Origin of the sequence: Saccharibacillus endophyticus, from assembly GCF_013185185.1 — a bacterium.
Lineage (GTDB): Bacteria > Bacillota > Bacilli > Paenibacillales > Paenibacillaceae > Saccharibacillus > Saccharibacillus endophyticus.
The window spans coordinates 863,543-881,353 of the sequence record NZ_JAAZWE010000002.1 but is presented as its reverse complement, the minus strand read 5'-3'; the positions used below and the strand labels follow the sequence as shown (position 1 = coordinate 881,353).

Below are 17,811 nucleotides of genomic sequence, written 5' to 3'. Positions count from 1 at the left end.
TTATATGAAAAAAGTAAGGTCGAACGAATCTATACGCCGCGCTTATTGCCCCATACGAGCGTATGAAGCTGCGGAAGCGCGCGGGCGTCTTTGAGGTCGGCAAACTCGGACAATCGTCCGATCAACCATTCGTAACGGTTCAGCAGGGAAGCGACGTGGTCGTCGGATTCATGCGATACCTGAGGATTTCCGGTTTGCAAAATGAACGGGATATCCGGGTATCGCTTATGCACGCCGCGCGCGTACGTCAGATCGTCTTCGTCGAAGATGACGATCTTGATGCACAGGTCGCGTCGGCCGGAAGCCTCGCGCAGACGGGAAACGATATCGTCCAGCGCTTCGAAATCCGTTTCCATGCCGGAGCTCGGGGGCTTGGGCGACAGCGTCACCTCGTCGATGCGCACCAGCCAATCCTGCCAGCGGGATCCTTGCGTTTCGACGGCGATGCGGATGTTTTTCTCGTGCAGCCGCTGCGTAAGCAGCGCGATCTGCGGAAGCAGAAGGGGATTGCCGCCGGAAATGGTGACGTGATCGAACGTGTCTCCGCCGATCGAGAAAAGCTCCGTGACGATCTCGTCGGCGGACAGCATGCGGATCTCGTCTTTGGCGCTGCCGTCCCAGGTGAACTTGGAGTCGCACCACGAGCAGCGGTAATCGCAGCCTGCTGTGCGGACGAACATCGTTTTGCGTCCGATCGCCATGCCTTCGCCTTGGATCGTCGGACCGAACACTTCGAGCACGGGGATCGGGCGGGCGGACGGATGGTTGGAGGACTCGCTCATTCTTCCATCCACTCCCGTCTGGCTTCCGCGTACGACGTCGGCGTTTCGAACAACCGGACGAATTCCGTGCGCGCGCCGAGTGCCGCATAAGCATCCGACGTCAGCGCTTGTTCCATCTGTTCGTAAATCCAGACCACCATGTTTTCCGCCGTCGTGTTCATCAGCGGAAGCGTCTCGTTCAGGTAACGGTGATCCAGATAGGTTTCGATGCGTTCTTTCCAAATGCTTTTGATCTCGCCGAAGTCCACGGCGATCCCGTTGGACGAAGGGACGCCCGAGATGCCGAACACGACCTCATAAGTGTGCCCGTGCAGGTTTTTGCATTTGCCCTCGTAGTCATGCAAGTGATGGGCGGCATCGAAAGCGAACGACTTGCTCACCAACACGCGTTTGCGATGGTAGCGAAGCTGCTCGCCCGTGATGTCTTGTCCGAAGACTTGAAGTTGCTGCACGATATGAAAAGGTCCCGGTTGGCGTGTTTCTTGATTGTGTCCGCTCATACGCTTGCCTTCCGTTCCGTAAGATATTTTTCCAGGCCGGCGCGTCGCAGCTGGCAGGCCGGGCATTGTCCGCAGCCGTCGCCGATCACGCCGTTGTAGCAGGTCAGCGTGCGCTCGCGCACGAAATCGAAAGCGCCCAGCTCGTCGGCCAATCCCCAAGTTTCCGCTTTGTCGAGCCACATGAGCGGGGTATGGATCACGAAAGGATAATCCATGGCGAGGTTCAAGGTGACGTCGAGCGACTTGATGAACGTGTCCCGGCAGTCCGGATAACCGCTGAAATCCGTTTCGCAGACGCCGGTAACGATGTGGCGCGCGCCGGACGTTTTGGCGAGAATGGCGGCAAAGCTCAGGAAAAGCAAATTGCGGCCTTCCACGAACGTGCTCGGCAGCTCGCCTTCTTCCTGCGTGATTTCGATATCGTCGCGGGTTAACGCGTTGGGAGCCAGTTGGTTGAGCAGGCTCATGTCGAGCACCGTATGCTTGACGTCCAGCTCTTCGGCAATGGCCCGGGCACATTCGATCTCGAGCTTGTGACGTTGTCCGTAATCGAAGGTAACCGCTTGAACTTCGGCAAACGTTTGCTTGGCCCAGAACAGGCAGGTCGTGCTGTCTTGGCCGCCGCTGAACACGACGACCGCTTTTTCGTTTTTAAGCATGCAAAAAACCTCTTTCTTCTTCATGAAATGGGAAGGAAAGAGGTCCAGGAACTTGCCGGTAAAAAACAGCTGACGACCGATTTTGGGCATAGATGTCCCTCAGGTCGCAGGATCGCGCTTCGAATACGCCGAAAAAGCCTCGGTATCGGCGGGGCAGCGATTAGTTTTTTATAGAGGGAGTTCTCGAACCTCTCCCGTACTTGGAAAGTACGGAGTCTCTTCGTCTATGCGATTGTGCGCCGCGGAGGAACATCTCTTCGCAGCGTGCTATAGTATAGCACAAATTTGTTGCGCGCGATACAAATAAGAGTCCGCTCCGCAGCTTTTTTTGCCCGAACCGACTCATAAAGATCCCCGAATATTCGTTCGCGAAAATGCGGTGTTCGTATTGAGGTGCGAACACGGCTATGATATGATTGGAGCAGCAAAACATACATAGACTTTGCCAAAAGGTTTTAAATAAATCAAAGGTGTCAAGGAGCGTGTTTCCGTTGTAAAAGTGGACTAATTTTTGAAATTTTGAAGAATGACAAATTCCCTATGAGCATCCCAACCATCTACGGTATCATGAATGTTTCCATAAGGGGATGCCCGAGCGAGATCGTAGATGGCGACAAGAGGAAAGGACAACCAAGACTATGATGGGAAAGGCTCACTTCATCATAGGGACCGGCGTTTCGCTGTCCCTATTGGCATTAACCGGAGCACCTGTGACGTTCGGGGCAGTCGCGATTGCGGGCATCAGCTCGCTGCTGCCGGATATCGATCATCCCAATTCGATACTCGTTACCCGCGCGCTGCCGGATCGGCTTCTGCGCATTTTGCAGTCGGCGATGCTGCTGATCGCCGCGGCGCTTTTGTTTTACGCGCCGATCGAACAACCCTGGAACAGCGTGCTGGCCGCGATCGCGGTCGTCGCCATGTTTTTGCCCGAGCAGGCCCTGCGCAAAGGCGCGTTCGTGCTGATCGGGTTGGCCGTCATCGTGCTGGGAGAGAAATATGCTCCCTGGAATCGCATGGGCGGCATTTTGCTTATCGTTTTTTCGCTGGCTCCGCACCGTGGCATTACGCATACCTTTTACGCGACAGCGGCCTGGACGCTGCTGTTATACGGACTGACCGGCTCGCACGGACCGTCGATTTGGCTGGCCGGAGGCATGGCTTATGCGCTGCATCTGATTTGCGATTCGCTGAGCAAGAACGGCATTCGGCCTCTTCCTCCTTTGAAATGGAAGATTCGTTTCGCGATCATGACTACGGGCAAAAAGTCCGGAAAGCGGATCGAACGGATCGGAATCTGGATCACGATCATTCTGTTTGCCGCCGTGTTCGGCATTCGTTTGATCGAGTACGGCGCACGCTTGTATCTCCAATGGACGGCTTGAGTGGGCAAAGACGGTTTGATTGTCAGTCATACGTTCTTTGACATTTTCATATTCCAGTACCTTAGGAGAGAATCCAGTGATGAAAAGACAGTCTTTTTATTGGCTATGGTCGTCGCAAACGATGTCCAACGCGGCCGATATTTTATACGTGACGGCGTTGACCGTACTCGTTCTTCAAGGCACGGAATCGGTGGTCTCAACCATTCTGGTGCCCTTTTTCCGTATTTTTTCGCAGATCATCAGCGGTTTTTTGGCACCGCTCATGCTGCGCAGGTTCCGTTTGCCTCGCCTGATGCTGTTATCGCAGGGCGGTCAATTGCTCTTTTTTGCGGCGTTGGCCTGGTATTTGCAGTCTGCCGAAGGTTTGCCTTCGCTGATCGTCGTGTTTACGCTGGTGTTCCTGATGTCTTTTCTCGATGGATGGACGACGCCCGTACGCAACGCTTTGGTTCCGCGCCTCGTCGAAAAGGATTGGTTGATGCGGGCTAACGGATTGATCTCGGTCAGCGACCAGACGGTCCAGTTTGCAGGGTGGGGCGTTAGCGGGGTTCTTGTAGCGTTTGCCGGTGCTCCTCGGGTGATGGGGATCGCTTTTGTGTTGTATGCCGCAGCTTTCGTTTTCACCGCGTTGATTCGGGAGCCTTCACGGCGCGATCGGCTCGAAGGTCAGGTATCCGCAGCGACTGAAGGAGTCGAAGGGGATCGGCCTGCGAATCTTCAAGCAACCGTAACGCGCCGCGAAGCCTTGCTCGAAGGGTGGAAGTTGATCGGTCGCAGCCGAAAACTTCGTGCCCTGACTTTGATCGACTCCATCGATATGCTGGGCGGTTCGGTCTGGGTCGGCGCGTTTACGCTGTTGTTCGTTCAGGAAGCTTTGGGGCAGGGAGAAGAATGGTGGGGATTCATCAACGCCTCGTACTTTGCGGGTGCCGTGCTGGGCGGAATCCTCGTAGTCGCTTTGGTCAAAAAGTTGCAGCGGCGCCTATTCGATTCCATGCTGGCCGGGATTTTCGTTTATGCGGCGATCACGCTCGTTTATGCGCAAACGACTTCACCGGCCGTCGCGCTGCTTTTGGTTCTGATCATGGGTCCGTTCGCGGAATTGTCGATGATCTCGCGCCGTACATTGATTCAGCAAAGCGCAAACGAAGAAGAACTGCCCAAAGTGCTGTCCGCGCAAGCGACCGTGCTTAACCTGATCTTCTGCGCGTCGCTTTTGGGCATGGCCAAGTTGGCGGAAACGATCGGAATCGTCAACTTGTACGTCTATGCGGGCGGCATGTCGTTATTGGCGTTTGCCATCGGAATCGCGGTGCGCCGTCATTTTGCGGTTCGAACCCAAACGGAAGAGAGCATCCAATAAATTCCTTTTAGAAAAGCCCCTGCAATGTTAGAGTGAGAGGCAAAGGCGTCTGTCTCGGGCCGTGCGTTCACGTTCCAAGCAGGCGGAAAGGGGATGCAAACATGAGTATCGATTTGCGCAAAAAGGCAGAGGAGAACCTGATCAGCCTGTCCAAGACGGCCACGATTTCGCTGGATAAAAGAGGGCTGGGCAATCAACGGGCCAAAGTGGCGTTGGCGCTCGACATTTCCGGTTCGATGACGGGACTGTTCTCGAACGGCATCGTTCAAGCGGTCTGCGAGCGGACATTGGGGCTGGGCATGAACTTCGACGATAACGGAGCGGCTGACGTCTTCCTGTTCGGCGTGAAGGATTACGAGGTCGGCGAAATCCAGAAGGATAACTTCTACGAGTTCGTCAGTCGGGAGATCCGTCCCAATTATCCGCTGGAAAACGGGACGAATTATGCGGGCGTCATGCAGCGGATTGCCGATTTCTATTTCCCCGGCGCGACCAGCGTGAAAAAAGGGCTGTTCGGACTCGGCAAAGGAAAAGTCACCGTAAACGCGACAAGGGTCGAGGAAGAACCGGTTTACGTGATTTTCGTGACCGACGGCAACTGCTTCGATGCGGACCGCGCCGCCGAAATCGTACGCCAAACGTCGCGGCTCGGCATCTTTTGGCAGTTCGTCGGCGTAGGCCGCGAGAACTTCCAGTTCCTCAAGCAGCTCGATGATCTGGACGGCCGCCTGATCGACAACGCGAACTTTTTCCAGGTCAACGATCTCAAGAAAATCTCCGACGAAGAGCTGTACGACCGGCTGCTCGGCGAGTTCCCGGACTGGCTGAAAGCGGCGAAGGAGAAATCGCTGATTAAATGAGTTATACTGAGGTTACAACAGAAGCAAGCGGCATCTTAGAATAAAAGCGAAGTTCCAACCATTTCATATAAAACGGAGGCGCATGCGATGAGTTCGTTTCAAAGCTGGTTGAACAAGACGAAGACGGGTTTGCAGGATCAGGTAAGCCGTTTCAAAAATAAGGATCTGATGGATGCGATCGTGGCAGGCTGCGCAATCGTATCAGTAGCCGACGGCACGATCGACGCAACGGAAAAGCAAAAAATGGCGGGTTATATCGGCCGCAACGAGCAGCTTAAAGTGTTTAACATGAGCGAAGTCATCGACCGCTTCAATCATTTCGCGGGAAACATGGAATTTGACGTCATGGTCGGCAAGCAGGAAGCGCTTCGCACGATTGCGAAATTCAAGTCGAAGCCGGAAGTAGGCCGCGTCATCGTAGGCGTGTGCTGCGCGATCGGCGCGGCCGACGGCGATTTCGACGAGTTGGAAAAAGCCGCGGTACGCGATATTTGCAACGTGTTGAATCTGCAACCGGGCGAATTCGGTCTGTAAGATCTTTTTTCGCGCCGCTTTATTCATTGAGCGTTAAGATGGAGGAAGAACCTCCGGCTTGTCCGTTTTACGGTCCGGGCCGGAGGTTTTTTTTAAAGAAAAGCTTAATTTCGAAACCTGCCGAGTCTTGCGGCGTATACCTATACCATGCGGCCAGGCAAGGACAATCGAAACCGGTTCGTCCGCGCGAAGCAAAGTTGTTTTGTACCCTGGAGAACAGGTATAATTCAAGGTATCTTGAATTACGCCCAGTTGTAACCATCCGGCGCAATTCAAGCAGGCTTCTATCACACCATTCCACTTGGGAGGGCAATAGACAGCAATGACAATTTCTTTGGTAAAAGGTCAGAAAGTCGATCTGACGAAAGGGAATGCCGGCTTGTCCAAGATTACGGTCGGATTGGGCTGGGACCCAGCCGAGTCGGAAAGCCGCGGCCTGTTCGGCATGAAGAAGAAGGCAGCGAACATCGACTGCGATGCGTCGGTGCTGCTGCTGAGCGAACAGGGCAAGCTGACGAACGGCAAGCATGTCGTCTGCTTCCATAACTTGCAGAGCCCCAACGGTTCCGTCGTACACGGCGGGGATAACCTGACGGGAGCGGGAGACGGCGATGACGAGCAGATTCATATCGATCTGTCCGCCGTGCCGGCCGACGTGCATCGTCTGCTTGCCGTCGTGAACATCTACGACTGCGAAGCGCGCAAACAGCACTTCGGCATGATCCGTTCGGCATTCATTCGAGTGTTCGAATCCGGCAGCGGCCGCGAATTGATTCGCTTCAACCTGACGGACGATTACTCCGGCATGACGGCGCTGCTCGTAGGCGAGATTTACCGTCATAACGGCGAATGGAAATTCAGCGCGGTCGGCGAAGGCGCGCAAGCTCCCCATATCGATCTGCTTGCACGTCGCTACAGCTAATCCGTCCGTATTCAAGCTTCACCCAAAACCAAACGAAAGAAGGAATTTAACATGGCAATCAGCTTATCCAAAGGTCAAAAAGTCGATCTGACAAAAACAAACCCGGGTCTGAAAAAAGTTCTGATCGGTCTGGGTTGGGATACCAATAAATACGACGGCGGCGCGGACTTCGACCTTGACGCTTCCGCGTTCCTGCTCGGCGGCAACGGCAAAGTAACCGCAGACACGGATTTCATTTTCTATAACAATCCGAAAAACGCCAACGGTTCGGTTGTACATACGGGCGACAACCGCACGGGCGAAGGCGAAGGCGACGATGAGCAGTTGACGGTCGAGCTGGCAAGCGTGCCTGCCGAAGTCGAAAAAGTATCGTTCTGCATCACGATCCACGACGGCAACGGCCGTTCGCAAAACTTCGGCCAAGTCTCGAACGCGTTCGTGCGTATCGTAAACGAAGAAACGAACGAAGAACTGATCCGTTATGACCTGGGCGAAGACTTCTCGGTCGAAACGGCAATCGTGGTTGCCGAATTGTACCGTCACAGCGGCGAATGGAAATTCAGCGCTGTAGGCAGCGGCTACCAAAACGGTCTGGAAGGTCTTGTCCGCGACTTTGGTTTGGCCGTAAATTAATTTTTAAAGAAGTCCGCGACCGGGCTTTAAGCGTCAAAACCGAAGGCCGTCTTTTACATAGACGGCCTTCGGTCGTCATTACAGGTTTGATTTGAATTTTCAATAATGGAAACGGAGGGATTTCTCATGACGATCAGCTTATCCAAAGGACAACGGATCGATCTCACCAAAACAAACCCGGGCCTGCAAAAGGTCGTGATCGGCCTTGGTTGGGATACGAACAAATACAGCAGCGGCGCGGATTACGACTTGGACGCTTCGGTATTCCTGCTTCATGAAGACGGTCGCGCGAAGGGCATTGAAGACTTCGTATTCTATAACAACCCGAAAACGCCGAACGGCGCGGTCGAGCACACGGGCGATAACCGCACGGGCGAAGGAGAAGGCGACGATGAGCAAATTATCGTAGACTTCTCCCTGGTTCCTCCGAACATCACGCGTCTGGGCATTACGGTTACCATTCACGATGCCGAAGCTCGCGCGCAGAACTTCGGACAAGTCTCCAACGCTTTCGTTCGCGTGGTAGACTCCAGCGACAACCGCGAAGTGCTGCGTTATGATCTGGGCGAAGAATTTTCCGTCGAGACGGCCGTTGTCATCTGCGAATTGTACCGTCAAGGAAACGACTGGAAATTCCAGGCCATCGGTTCCGGATTCGCGGGCGGTCTTGCCGCTTTGTGCAAAAACTACGGCCTCGACGCCCAATAATTCAGATCGTACCTTAACGAGAGCGAAAGGCGGAATTCCCAGTGACGACCACGATCATCAGGGGGCAGAAAGCCGACCTGACCAAAACTAATCCCGGTCTCGACCGGATCGTCGTCGGAATGGGCTGGCAAGGATCGCCGGGAGTCGACATCGACTTCTCGGCGTTTCTGCTTGGTCCGGGTTCCAAAGCGACGGCCGATGAAGATTTGATCTTCTACGGTAACCCTGCCGGAGCAGGAGGCGCCGTTCAGCTTCAGACGGAAAACCGAAACGCTTACGCGGGCGTTACGGATAATGAACAGGTTTCAATCTCATTAAGCGGCGTGCCGGCTGCGTATGAACGCATCGCTTTTTCTTTGACGTTGTACGAAGGCGAGAAGCGGCGGCAGAACTTTGCGGGCGTGAACGGCGTATATCTTCGTATCGTTGATGCTCGCAGCGGTTCCGAGTCGGTGCGTTTCACGCTGGATAAGACATCCGGCGTGGAGACCGCCATCGTCGTTGGCGAGTTATATCGGTATAACGGCGAATGGAAGTTCAGCGCTGTAGGCAGCGGCTACACGGGCGGACTCGAAGCGTTATGCAGCAGCTTCGGCATCGACGTGCAGTCGGAACCGGAGCCTGCACCAACGCCTGCTCCTCCAGCGCCGACTCCGTCGGCACAGCCGTTCAATCCGGTTCCTTCGCAGCCGCCGCAGCCTCAAGGAGGCAATCCGTCACCGCTGAATCTCGGGCGTCCTTCGCAACAAAGCGGGGGTAATCCTCCTGCATCTTCAGACGGCGGACAAAACGGTTCTTCGCCTCGCGTGATTCCATCACCGGGCAGTGGTGCTGCTTCCGGAACTTCGAGCGGAAATCCAACTCCTGCGCCCGCACCGACTTCGACTCCGCAGCCCGCATCGCCGAGTCTCCAGAAGATCGAGTTGACCAAGCGCGGAGACAAGATCAGTTTGGAAAAGAAAGCAGGCACGAATTCCATCGGAGAAATTCTGGTCAACCTGAATTGGAACCAACGTCAAGGAAAAGGATTCTTCGGCAAGACATCCGGGGTCGATCTGGATCTTGGCTGCTTGTTCGAACTCAAGGACGGCCATAAAGGCACGGTTCAGGCACTCGGACGCGCTTTCGGATCGCTGAACGACGAACCGTACGTCATGCTCGACGGCGACGATCGGACGGGAACCAAAAGCGGCGGCGAAAACATGCGCATCAACGGTGCTCGTTTGCGCGATATCAAACGAATAGTCGTCTATGCCTTCATTTATGAAGGAGCGGCGAACTGGGCGCAGGCGGACGGCGTCGTCACGATCAAAGGCGGCGGCCCGGATATCGTGGTCCGTATGGACGAACACGGAAGCCGCAAAGGCATGTGCGCCGTGGCCATGATTACCAATGTCGGCGACCAGACGTTCAGCATCGAACGCCTCGTCGAGTACTTCTCCGGTCACCGCGAGCTGGATCAGGCTTACGGCTGGGGGCTTCGCTGGACGACCGGCAGCAAATAAGTTTTTCGGCATGAGCGATACCGCTAACCAGAAAAAGCACGACGGTTCGATCCGTCCTGTACACAGGTCTCTGCCCGCATGACCATGCTCGCAGTCTCCATAGCAGGCCGCCTCTGAACCGCCTTGAAGGAGAGAGACATCATGGCGGACTTTTTTCAGAGTTTCTTCGGCAATTTCGCCAATTATTTTCAATGGGAGCATGTCGGCGCAGTCTTGAGCCAACCGGCAACCTGGGGCGTGATCGGCACGCTGGTCATTCTTGAAGGGCTGCTGTCCGCCGATAACGCGCTGGTACTGGCTGTCATGGTGCGGCATTTGCCGCCCAACCAGCGTAAAAAAGCTTTGTTCTACGGGATCATCGGCGCGTATATTTTCCGTTTCGTCGCAATCGGCGTCGGGACGTTCCTGGTCAAGATCACCTGGGTTAAGATCGTCGGCGGGATTTACCTCCTTTGGATCGCGATGAGCAATCTGTTCGGCCTTGAATTGCGGTGGGGCCGTCTCGGAGGGGTTCCGCTCATTCCGAAGATCGGACGCAAAGACGAATCGGCTGACGAATCCGAAGGGGAAGAGAAGAATTACGGCTTCTGGCGCACGGTTCTTGCCGTCGAGATGATGGATATCGCCTTCAGCATCGACAGCGTGTTGGCCGCTTTCGGCGTCAGTCAGGAAGTCTGGGTGCTCCTGCTCGGCGGAATGATCGGCGTGCTGATGATGCGCGGCGTCGCCCAATTGTTTCTCAAGCTGCTTGAGAAGTTTCCGGAATTGGAGCGCGCGGCTTTTATTTTGATCACGATCATCGGATTGAAAATGATCGTGGCCGCCGTATTCGATTACGAATTGCCGCAAGCCGTCTTTTTCCCGATGTTGATTGCCGTCTTCGTCGGTACGATTTTATTGAGTTTGGTTCGCCGACGGCGGCAAAACCGGCAGGATAATGGAAGCCGGCCCGCGAATTAAAACGTGAGCGAACAACGAATAGGATGAATCGCCTTCGCCGTGCGTCAGGGATTTGGCGCACGGCGGTTTCATGGCGAATATCCGAGTTTATAAATTTTATTCCTCCGCATGCGGAGAAAGGCTTCCTGCTTTAGGAAAAGTCCTCGTCGATTTGAAATTCGGGCTTTTCTCGAAGCAGAAAGATTTTCTCCGTTCGGCGGAGTTTTTTCAAATATGCCGCTTGTGGGAGGGGAACTCATTCATGCATTACTTTGATTATTTGTCGGTCGAAGAGATCGAAAACTTGTTCCATTTGGCTCCCGCACCGTTCTGCAACCGTTCGGAAAAAGAATTGCTTTCCCATGCGATCGGAGCGGCTTTGTACATGCCGGCCACCCGGCCGACAATTGCACGGGATCTAAGTACGGGCAAACATAAAGGATTAACCTCCGTCGTGATCGATTTGGAGGACGCGGTAGGGGATCTGAAGGTAGAGGAGGCCGAAGCTTCTCTCGTCTCGCAGATTCATAGTTTGGACGAATGGGCGAACGAAGGCGTGATCGATTCGGAATTGCTTCCGCTGATCTTTATACGGATTCGCACGCCGGAGCAGGCAGAGCGGATCTTGGAGCAGATCGGCAGCGCTGCAGTCCGATTGACCGGACTCGTATTTCCGAAGTTCGATGTATCTACGGGCGAGGGCTATCTGAAAATCCTTCGTGATTACAACGAGTCCAGACCCTCTGACAGTCCCGTGTTGTACGGTATGCCGATTCTCGAAAGCGCAGAAGTCATTTACGCGGAGACGCGAAGACAGACGCTGCTCGGAATCAAAGCGTTGCTTGACCAGTATCGCGAATACATATTGAACGTTCGCATCGGAGCTACCGACTTTTCCAGCCTTTTCGGTCTGCGACGCAAGCCGGATATGACCATTTACGATATCGGGGTCATTCGGGATTGCGTGGCGGACATCGTCAATTTGTTCGGCCGGGCAGGCAGCGGTTACGTGATCTCGGGACCGGTCTGGGAATATTTCAAAAGCGACCGTGTACTGAAGCCGCAACTTAGAGAGACTCCTTTCCAAGAAACGGCGGGCCCGGAAGGACTTCGGTTGCGCATGCAGTATATCAATAAGTACGTGGACGGCTTGATCCGCGAGGTCGAGATGGATAAAGAGAACGGCATTATAGGCAAAACGATTATTCATCCTACGCATATCTGCCCGGTTCAAGCGATGTATACGGTCACCCACGAAGAGTACATGGATGCTTCACATATTCTATCCAGCAGCGGCGGCGAGATCGGCGTCGTCAAAAGCGGCTATGACAATAAAATGAACGAGATCAAGCCCCATATGAATTGGGCGCGGCGGATCATGATTCGTTCGGAAATTTACGGGGTGCTGAATGAAAACCAAAACTTCACCGCATTACTCGTTCGCTAAGAACGATTCGGAAACCCATCGATCGACAACTGAAGAACCTGTTGTCGGAAAAGCAAACTCTCGGCAGGATGAATATGTATACGCAATGCCGGAAGGATTAACGGTACGCGTTCGTTTGAATGCCAACCCGTTCAATCTTCATCCCGACGACCTTTTTCAAATGGCGGCCCGGATCAACAAAAAGCGCAGCTTTTTGTTCGTGAGTCGGATCCTCGGCAAGCATATTCCCGTTGACCCGCACAAATCGTTGCTGGGAGGCGCGGCGCTCGCCCTGCTGTGGCAGCGCCGAAGAGCAGAATCGTCGTTGAACGATGATGCGGAGATTGCAGCTAGAGAAGCGAATGCGTACAGCCTGGAAGCAGTATGCGAAGCAATCCGCAGCGACGGCGTTGCGGCAAGCCGGCTTTATGCCAAACTGCAAGCGGACAAGCTGCATGTCGAGATGCCTGCTTTGTTTATTGCTTTTGCGGAAACGGCCACGGCGCTCGGCCATGCGATGTATGACTGTTTTGCGGGGGATACGCGATTTCTGCATACGACGCGCGAGGAACTGGTGGGACAGCAACCCGTGTTGAGCTTTGAAGAAGAACATTCGCATGCGACCGCACACCGCTGCTATGCGCGAAAAACGTCGTTTTTTGCGGGAGAAGATACGGTTGTGCTCGTGGATGACGAAGTCACGACCGGCAATACGGCGCTCAACATCATTCGCGATTTGCAGAGCAAGCATCCGCGCCGCCATTATGTCGTAGCGAGTCTGCTGGACTGGCGAGGGGCTGAAGATCGCGAACGTTTTGCCCGACTGGAAAAGGAACTGAATATTACGATCGATACGATCGCGTTGATCGAAGGAGAGATCGAGGTCGAAGGAGGGCCGGTCGAGCGTCTGCCGCAACCTGCGCCGGATCGACGGAACCGCCAAGAGATGAAGCTGCTTACGCATGATGCATCTGACTTTTTCACGCATCTGAAGGTTAGTTCTTCCGATTCTTCGGGTACGGTCTCCGATTGTCCTTATCTGGAATGGACAGGACGGTTCGGCATGTACGAAGCGGATAATGCGGCGTTGAGCGAGCAGGTGGCGAAAGCTTCGGCTTATCTGGCGGATCAGCGTCTGGGAACGCGTACGTTGTGCATGGGTACAGGAGAATTTATGTATGTGCCGATGCGAATCGCGGCCGGCATGGGTGACGGCGTTTTGTACCAATCCAGCACCCGCAGTCCGATTCACGTGCTGGATCAAGAAGGGTATGCCGTACGCAGCGGATTCCCGCATGCGTCGCCGGACGATCCGGGCGTGGCGAACTTTTTCTATAATGTGCCGGAAGGACAATATGACGAAATTTTTGTTTTTCTGGAGCGCGCGTCAATCGAAGATCGCGTAAAGCCGTTGTTGCATGCTTTGGAAAATAGCGGAGTGCCGATTGTGCATCTCGTCGTTGCGGGAACAGGATCAAACGAGCTTAACGTATCGGAAGGGGAAAAATAATATGTCGAATCACGTATCCTCCAAACTGCTGCCCGCGCCTGAACGATTGGGTAGTTACAGCCCTGACGATGTTGTCTTTTTGCTGAAAAACTTAAGCGACGTGAATCTGGAGCGCGGAACCGAAGATCGCGAGGAAGCGATTCAAGGCGGCACGCATTATTCCGAGATGCTGCCGGTGGAATACAAGCCGACCGCGGAGTATTTGAAGTTGTTCCACGAGACATTGGAAGCGACCGCGCGAAAAGTGGCTAGGGACGCAGGCATTGTCTCGGAACGTTTGGCAGCCCGGCACGGTACGGACTTCGTATTGGCTTCGCTGGCTCGTGCCGGCACGCCGATCGGGATTCTGATCAAGCGTTATTTCCTGGCGGTGTACGGGGCGGAACTGCCTCATTACAGCATCTCGATCATTCGCGGCAAAGGAATCGACGAGAACGCGGTGCTGTATATGCTGCGCGAGCATCCGGGACGTCGCATTCAATTCGTGGACGGCTGGACAGGCAAAGGCGCGATTCGGGGCGTATTGGCCGAAGCGAAGGAAACGATGCAAAGCAAGTACGGCATCGAACTCGACGACGATTTGGCGGTTCTGGCCGATCCGGGGCGCTGCTCGGAAACGTTCGGCACGCGGGAAGATTTCCTCATCCCGAGCGCTTGCCTGAACTCCACGGTATCCGGGCTAATGAGCCGTACGGTGCTGCGCGACGACTTGATCGGGCCGGATGATTTTCACGGAGCGAAATATTACGAAGAGTGGCTGGAAGACGACGTATCCAATCTGTTCGTGGACGCGGTATGCAGTTACTTCGACGAGATCCGCGAAGAAGCGAAAGCGGAAGCGGAGCGGCTGGAAAATCTGCCGGAAGCGAACGTATCGAGCTGGCAGGGGATGAAAGATATCGCGCGCATCCAGCAGGATTACGGGATCGCGGACGTCAACTTGGTCAAGCCGGGCGTGGGCGAGACGACGCGCGTGCTGCTGCGCCGCGTGCCGTGGAAGATTCTCGTGGACCGTCTGGACAATCCGAACCTCCGCCATATTTTGCTGCTGGCCGAAGATCGCGGCGTGCCGGTCGAAGTGTATCCGGAATTGACTTACTCCTGCTGCGGGATCATCAAGCCGTTGAACGGAGGACAATCATGATCTTCGCAAGCGATCTCGACCGTACGCTGATTTATTCGAAAAAAGCGATGGGCGAAGCTTTCGGTTCGACGGAAGTCATTCCGGTCGAGTTGTACCAAGGCGAGCATATTTCGTTCATGTCGCCGGAGACGGCAAGATTGCTGATCGAGTTGTCCAAAACGGCGCTGTTCGTGCCCGTGACGACGAGAACGATCGAGCAGTATGAGCGTATTTTTTACATAAGGGAGACGTTTAAGCCCAAGTACGCCGTGACCAGCAACGGAGGCAATGTACTGATCGACGGCGTGCCTGATCCACATTGGCAGCGCCATGTGGCGGAGGCATTGACTCGCAGCGAAAATGCGGAAAAGGTGATTGAAGCCTTCGATCGCATTTCCTCGCCGGATTGGGTGAAATCTTACCGTCACTCGGACAGCCTGTTCTACTCCATCATTTTGGAGCGGGAGAATATGCCTTTGGACGTCGTCGAGGATTTTCGAAAAGAGCTGGCGGACATGCGCTGGAATCTTTCCGTGCAAGGTCGCAAGATGTATCTGGTTCCGGACGGCGTGAGCAAGGGGGACGGACTGCTGCATGTCAAAGCTTTGGCAGGCGCTTCCCGGATCGCGGCTTCCGGCGACTCGCTGCTGGACGAAAGCCTGCTTAAGGCTGCGGATTACGCGATTGTTCCGAGGCACGGGGAAATTTATGCGGCGTATATGGAGGCAGGCCTATACACGTTCACGGATCGCGACGGAATGGGCGCTGCCGAGGATCTGATCGCAAAGATTGCTGACTGGTTTGCTTTGCCTGCCGAGGAAGAGGCTTCAGAATCGCCAAAAATGCGCTGAAGCGAAACCGGGCAGCCTTTTCGAGCGTAGTACACCGTAATTCCGACACCATCATTGCGTTGACCGTATAGGCTAACAAGCTGAACCCATGTACCGGAAGCGCTGAAAAAGGAAGATGACAATGAGAAAAATATGGATGAATCGCTGGTTTTCCGTCGCTTATCATTATGTGAATCTGATTCGTGAGAACGAAGAAGGAGAACGTTTCGAGTTTTACGGGACGCATCCCAACATTGATCATGTCTCGCTGGGAGCAAGCGACGTCAAAGAAGTCGAGCCGGAAGTCGAAGGCGAAGCCTATATCGCGTTCTGCCTCGACTTTTGCAAACGGCATGGCATAGACTTGTTCATTCCGCGTCTGCATATGGAATCGATTGCGCAAAATATCAAACGGTTTGAGGAAGTCGGCACGAAAGTCATGGTCTGCGGCGATATGGAATTGCTGCAAAATATGATGAATAAGGAAAAGTTCTATCGCTCGCTGGAAGGAAAAGGCGTCGTGGAGATTCCGGACTATCGGGTCGTGCGGACAGCGGAGCAGTTTGCGCAGGCTTACCGGGAGTTGACGGAAGCGGGGGAACGCGTCTGCTTCAAACCGACGGAGGCCGAAGGCGGCATGGGTTTCCGGATCGTGAAGGATAAAGCCGGCGATCCGCTGGAGGAACTGTACGGTTACGTGACGCTGGAGACGACCTATGAAGAGGCGTACCGAACGCTCTCTTCCGTGGAAAGCTTTCAAGATCTGATGGTTATGGAGCTGCTCGAAGGCGAAGAGTACAGCATCGATTGCCTGGCGGATGCGGCGGGGAACCTGTTGACGGCCGTTCCCCGGCGCAAATCGGAAGGTCGCGTGTATCACCTGGAGTATTCGGAAGAGCTGTTGGCGCTCTCGCGCCGGATTGCGGAAAATTGCCGCATTCCCTATGCTTTTAACGTGCAGGTGAAGTACAATAAAGGTATTCCCAAACTGCTGGAAATCAACCCTCGCATGTCGGGAGGGTTGTACATCACCTGCCTATCCGGCGTGAATTTCCCTTACCTGGCCGTCAAATCGGCATTTGGCGAGACATTCCCGATGCCGCATCCGCAGTTCGGAATCAAAGCGAGTTACGTAGAGCAAGCCGTAAGGCTGGACCCTGTTCGCGGCGAGGCGGGAGCGCACGGCCTCAAGTAACTTGTCTGAACGGACAAGCGACCAAAGCGGACGTGGGCGGGGCGGCTTAGGCTCTGCCATCAAGCTGGAGGTGTTCAAGGCATGATTGATTATATCAAACGTTACGGTCTGGCTATTACGGCCTTTATCGCGGGTTATGCGCTTACGATTGCGGGGAACGATTTTTTGCCTGTATGGGTTTCGGCATTGATTCCCGGCGGCGCGGTATTGCTGAGCATCGGCGCGTTCAAACGCCGCAAGCCCAAACCAACCCCGATCGACGTGTCTCCGCAGTCTCAGCCGCAGCCTGAAGTGCTTCCGCCAAGCGGAAGGCGCACAGGTATTCCGGCAGTCGATCAGGCGGTAGAGCGCCGTCTGCGCGAGGAGCAGGCTGCTCGGCGCGAAGAGGAGAGTCGGAAGGCAGCAGCCGCTGCCGCGAATCCTCCGGCGCCTCCCAAGCCTGCCGCGGAACCTGACGAGATGTGGGACCCGGTTCACGAGTATATCTCGGTGATCGAAGAGCTGATTATTTCGGAAGGACAGAAAAACGCGCTGGATGACGAGATCGTCGAAAAGACGATGTCGCTGCTGGCCCGGATTTCCCGCCTGATTCCTCAGCTCAAGGAATTGAACGACAGCAAAGTCAATCATAATATTCAGCGTCTGGTCTTCAAAGACCTGAATGGCGCAATTAACCCGTTCTTGAAGCTAAGCGGCGAAGCCAAGCGCAAAAACCGCCGACTGCTTCTGGACGGAATCAAAGACATCAACTCCCGGCTATCGTTGTATGTGGAGACGATCGAGCATCGCGACTTGATCGAGTTGCAAAGCCGGATCGATCTGATTCAACAGCGATACCGGACTTCTGATTAAGGTTCGTTCCATCTTCGACCCCTCCGGGCAAGAAGATGGGATAGGCCCGCGATAAGCGACAGTATTTGTCTGCGTATACCGGATT

General features: G+C 54.6%; 18 protein-coding genes and 1 riboswitch. Of the genes, 15 read left to right on the top strand and 3 right to left on the bottom strand.

Features of this window, described 5'->3' with window-relative positions; translation table 11 throughout:
* Window positions 1–29: 29 nt before the first annotated feature.
* Genes queE through queC form a run of 3 tightly spaced genes read right to left on the bottom strand, consistent with a single transcriptional unit; the run spans window position 30 to window position 1,941 of the window.
* Window positions 30–782, bottom strand: coding sequence for a 7-carboxy-7-deazaguanine synthase QueE (gene queE, locus HRQ63_RS09845; RefSeq protein ID WP_172242551.1), 753 nt, complete (start codon window positions 780–782; stop codon window positions 30–32).
* Entirely contained in the window at window positions 779–1,282 is a 504-nt protein-coding gene (gene queD, locus HRQ63_RS09840) for a 6-carboxytetrahydropterin synthase QueD (protein ID WP_172242548.1), read from the bottom strand. The genes queE and queD overlap by 4 nt, the downstream gene beginning before the upstream one ends.
* Window positions 1,279–1,941 (bottom strand): 7-cyano-7-deazaguanine synthase QueC, encoded by a 663-nt coding sequence (gene queC / locus HRQ63_RS09835; protein ID WP_172242545.1) that lies wholly within the window; start codon window positions 1,939–1,941, stop codon window positions 1,279–1,281. The genes queD and queC overlap by 4 nt, the downstream gene beginning before the upstream one ends.
* Before the next feature lie 154 nt (window positions 1,942–2,095).
* A riboswitch (PreQ1 riboswitch) is annotated at window positions 2,096–2,139 on the bottom strand.
* Window positions 2,140–2,579: 440 nt separating this feature from the next.
* Between queC and HRQ63_RS09830 the strand changes: the two genes are divergently transcribed.
* The 15 genes from HRQ63_RS09830 to HRQ63_RS09760 all read left to right on the top strand — a co-directional run bounded on the left by HRQ63_RS09830 (window position 2,580) and on the right by HRQ63_RS09760 (window position 17,726).
* On the top strand, window positions 2,580–3,326 hold the full coding sequence (locus HRQ63_RS09830) for a metal-dependent hydrolase (protein ID WP_172242542.1): 747 nt from the start codon (window positions 2,580–2,582) through the stop codon (window positions 3,324–3,326).
* A 79-nt stretch (window positions 3,327–3,405) separates the two neighbouring features.
* The gene (locus HRQ63_RS09825; RefSeq protein ID WP_172243472.1) at window positions 3,406–4,689 is read left to right on the top strand and encodes an MFS transporter; all 1,284 of its coding nucleotides are present in this window, start codon (window positions 3,406–3,408) and stop codon (window positions 4,687–4,689) included.
* 101 nt (window positions 4,690–4,790) lie between these two features.
* Window positions 4,791–5,549, top strand: coding sequence for a VWA domain-containing protein (locus HRQ63_RS09820; RefSeq protein WP_172242539.1), 759 nt, complete (start codon window positions 4,791–4,793; stop codon window positions 5,547–5,549).
* Between the two features lie 87 nt (window positions 5,550–5,636).
* Window positions 5,637–6,083, top strand: a complete 447-nt coding sequence (locus HRQ63_RS09815) for a tellurite resistance TerB family protein (RefSeq protein WP_172242536.1) — start codon at window positions 5,637–5,639, stop codon at window positions 6,081–6,083.
* Between the two features lie 322 nt (window positions 6,084–6,405).
* Entirely contained in the window at window positions 6,406–7,005 is a 600-nt protein-coding gene (locus tag HRQ63_RS09810; protein ID WP_172242533.1) for a TerD family protein, read from the top strand.
* Between the two features lie 51 nt (window positions 7,006–7,056).
* Window positions 7,057–7,638, top strand: a complete 582-nt coding sequence (locus HRQ63_RS09805; RefSeq protein ID WP_172242530.1) for a TerD family protein — start codon at window positions 7,057–7,059, stop codon at window positions 7,636–7,638.
* Window positions 7,639–7,764: 126 nt separating this feature from the next.
* Window positions 7,765–8,346 carry a TerD family protein gene (locus HRQ63_RS09800; protein ID WP_037283710.1) on the top strand — a complete coding sequence of 194 codons (582 nt, stop codon included), beginning with the start codon at window positions 7,765–7,767 and terminating at the stop codon, window positions 8,344–8,346.
* A 41-nt stretch (window positions 8,347–8,387) separates the two neighbouring features.
* A complete protein-coding gene (locus HRQ63_RS09795) occupies window positions 8,388–9,851 on the top strand; it encodes a TerD family protein (RefSeq protein WP_172242527.1) in 1,464 nt (487 codons plus the stop codon).
* A gap of 141 nt (window positions 9,852–9,992) precedes the next feature.
* Window positions 9,993–10,811: a TerC family protein gene (locus tag HRQ63_RS09790; protein WP_172242524.1), complete on the top strand. Its 819-nt coding sequence runs from the start codon at window positions 9,993–9,995 to the stop codon at window positions 10,809–10,811.
* Window positions 10,812–11,052: 241 nt separating this feature from the next.
* A complete protein-coding gene (locus tag HRQ63_RS09785) occupies window positions 11,053–12,237 on the top strand; it encodes an HpcH/HpaI aldolase/citrate lyase family protein (RefSeq protein ID WP_172242521.1) in 1,185 nt (394 codons plus the stop codon).
* Window positions 12,238–12,322: 85 nt separating this feature from the next.
* Complete coding sequence (locus tag HRQ63_RS09780; RefSeq protein WP_172242518.1) at window positions 12,323–13,726, top strand: phosphoribosyltransferase family protein; 1,404 nt, start codon at window positions 12,323–12,325, stop codon at window positions 13,724–13,726.
* Between the two features lies 1 nt (window position 13,727).
* The gene (locus HRQ63_RS09775) at window positions 13,728–14,870 is read left to right on the top strand and encodes a cysteine protease StiP family protein (RefSeq protein ID WP_172242515.1); all 1,143 of its coding nucleotides are present in this window, start codon (window positions 13,728–13,730) and stop codon (window positions 14,868–14,870) included.
* Window positions 14,867–15,700, top strand: a complete 834-nt coding sequence (locus tag HRQ63_RS09770) for an HAD family hydrolase (RefSeq protein WP_172242512.1) — start codon at window positions 14,867–14,869, stop codon at window positions 15,698–15,700. Before HRQ63_RS09775 ends, HRQ63_RS09770 begins: the two co-directional genes overlap by 4 nt.
* 115 nt (window positions 15,701–15,815) lie before the next feature.
* Window positions 15,816–16,874, top strand: coding sequence for an ATP-grasp domain-containing protein (locus HRQ63_RS09765; protein ID WP_172242509.1), 1,059 nt, complete (start codon window positions 15,816–15,818; stop codon window positions 16,872–16,874).
* An 81-nt stretch (window positions 16,875–16,955) separates the two neighbouring features.
* Entirely contained in the window at window positions 16,956–17,726 is a 771-nt protein-coding gene (locus HRQ63_RS09760; RefSeq protein ID WP_172242506.1) for a hypothetical protein, read from the top strand.
* Window positions 17,727–17,811: the final 85 nt, after the last annotated feature.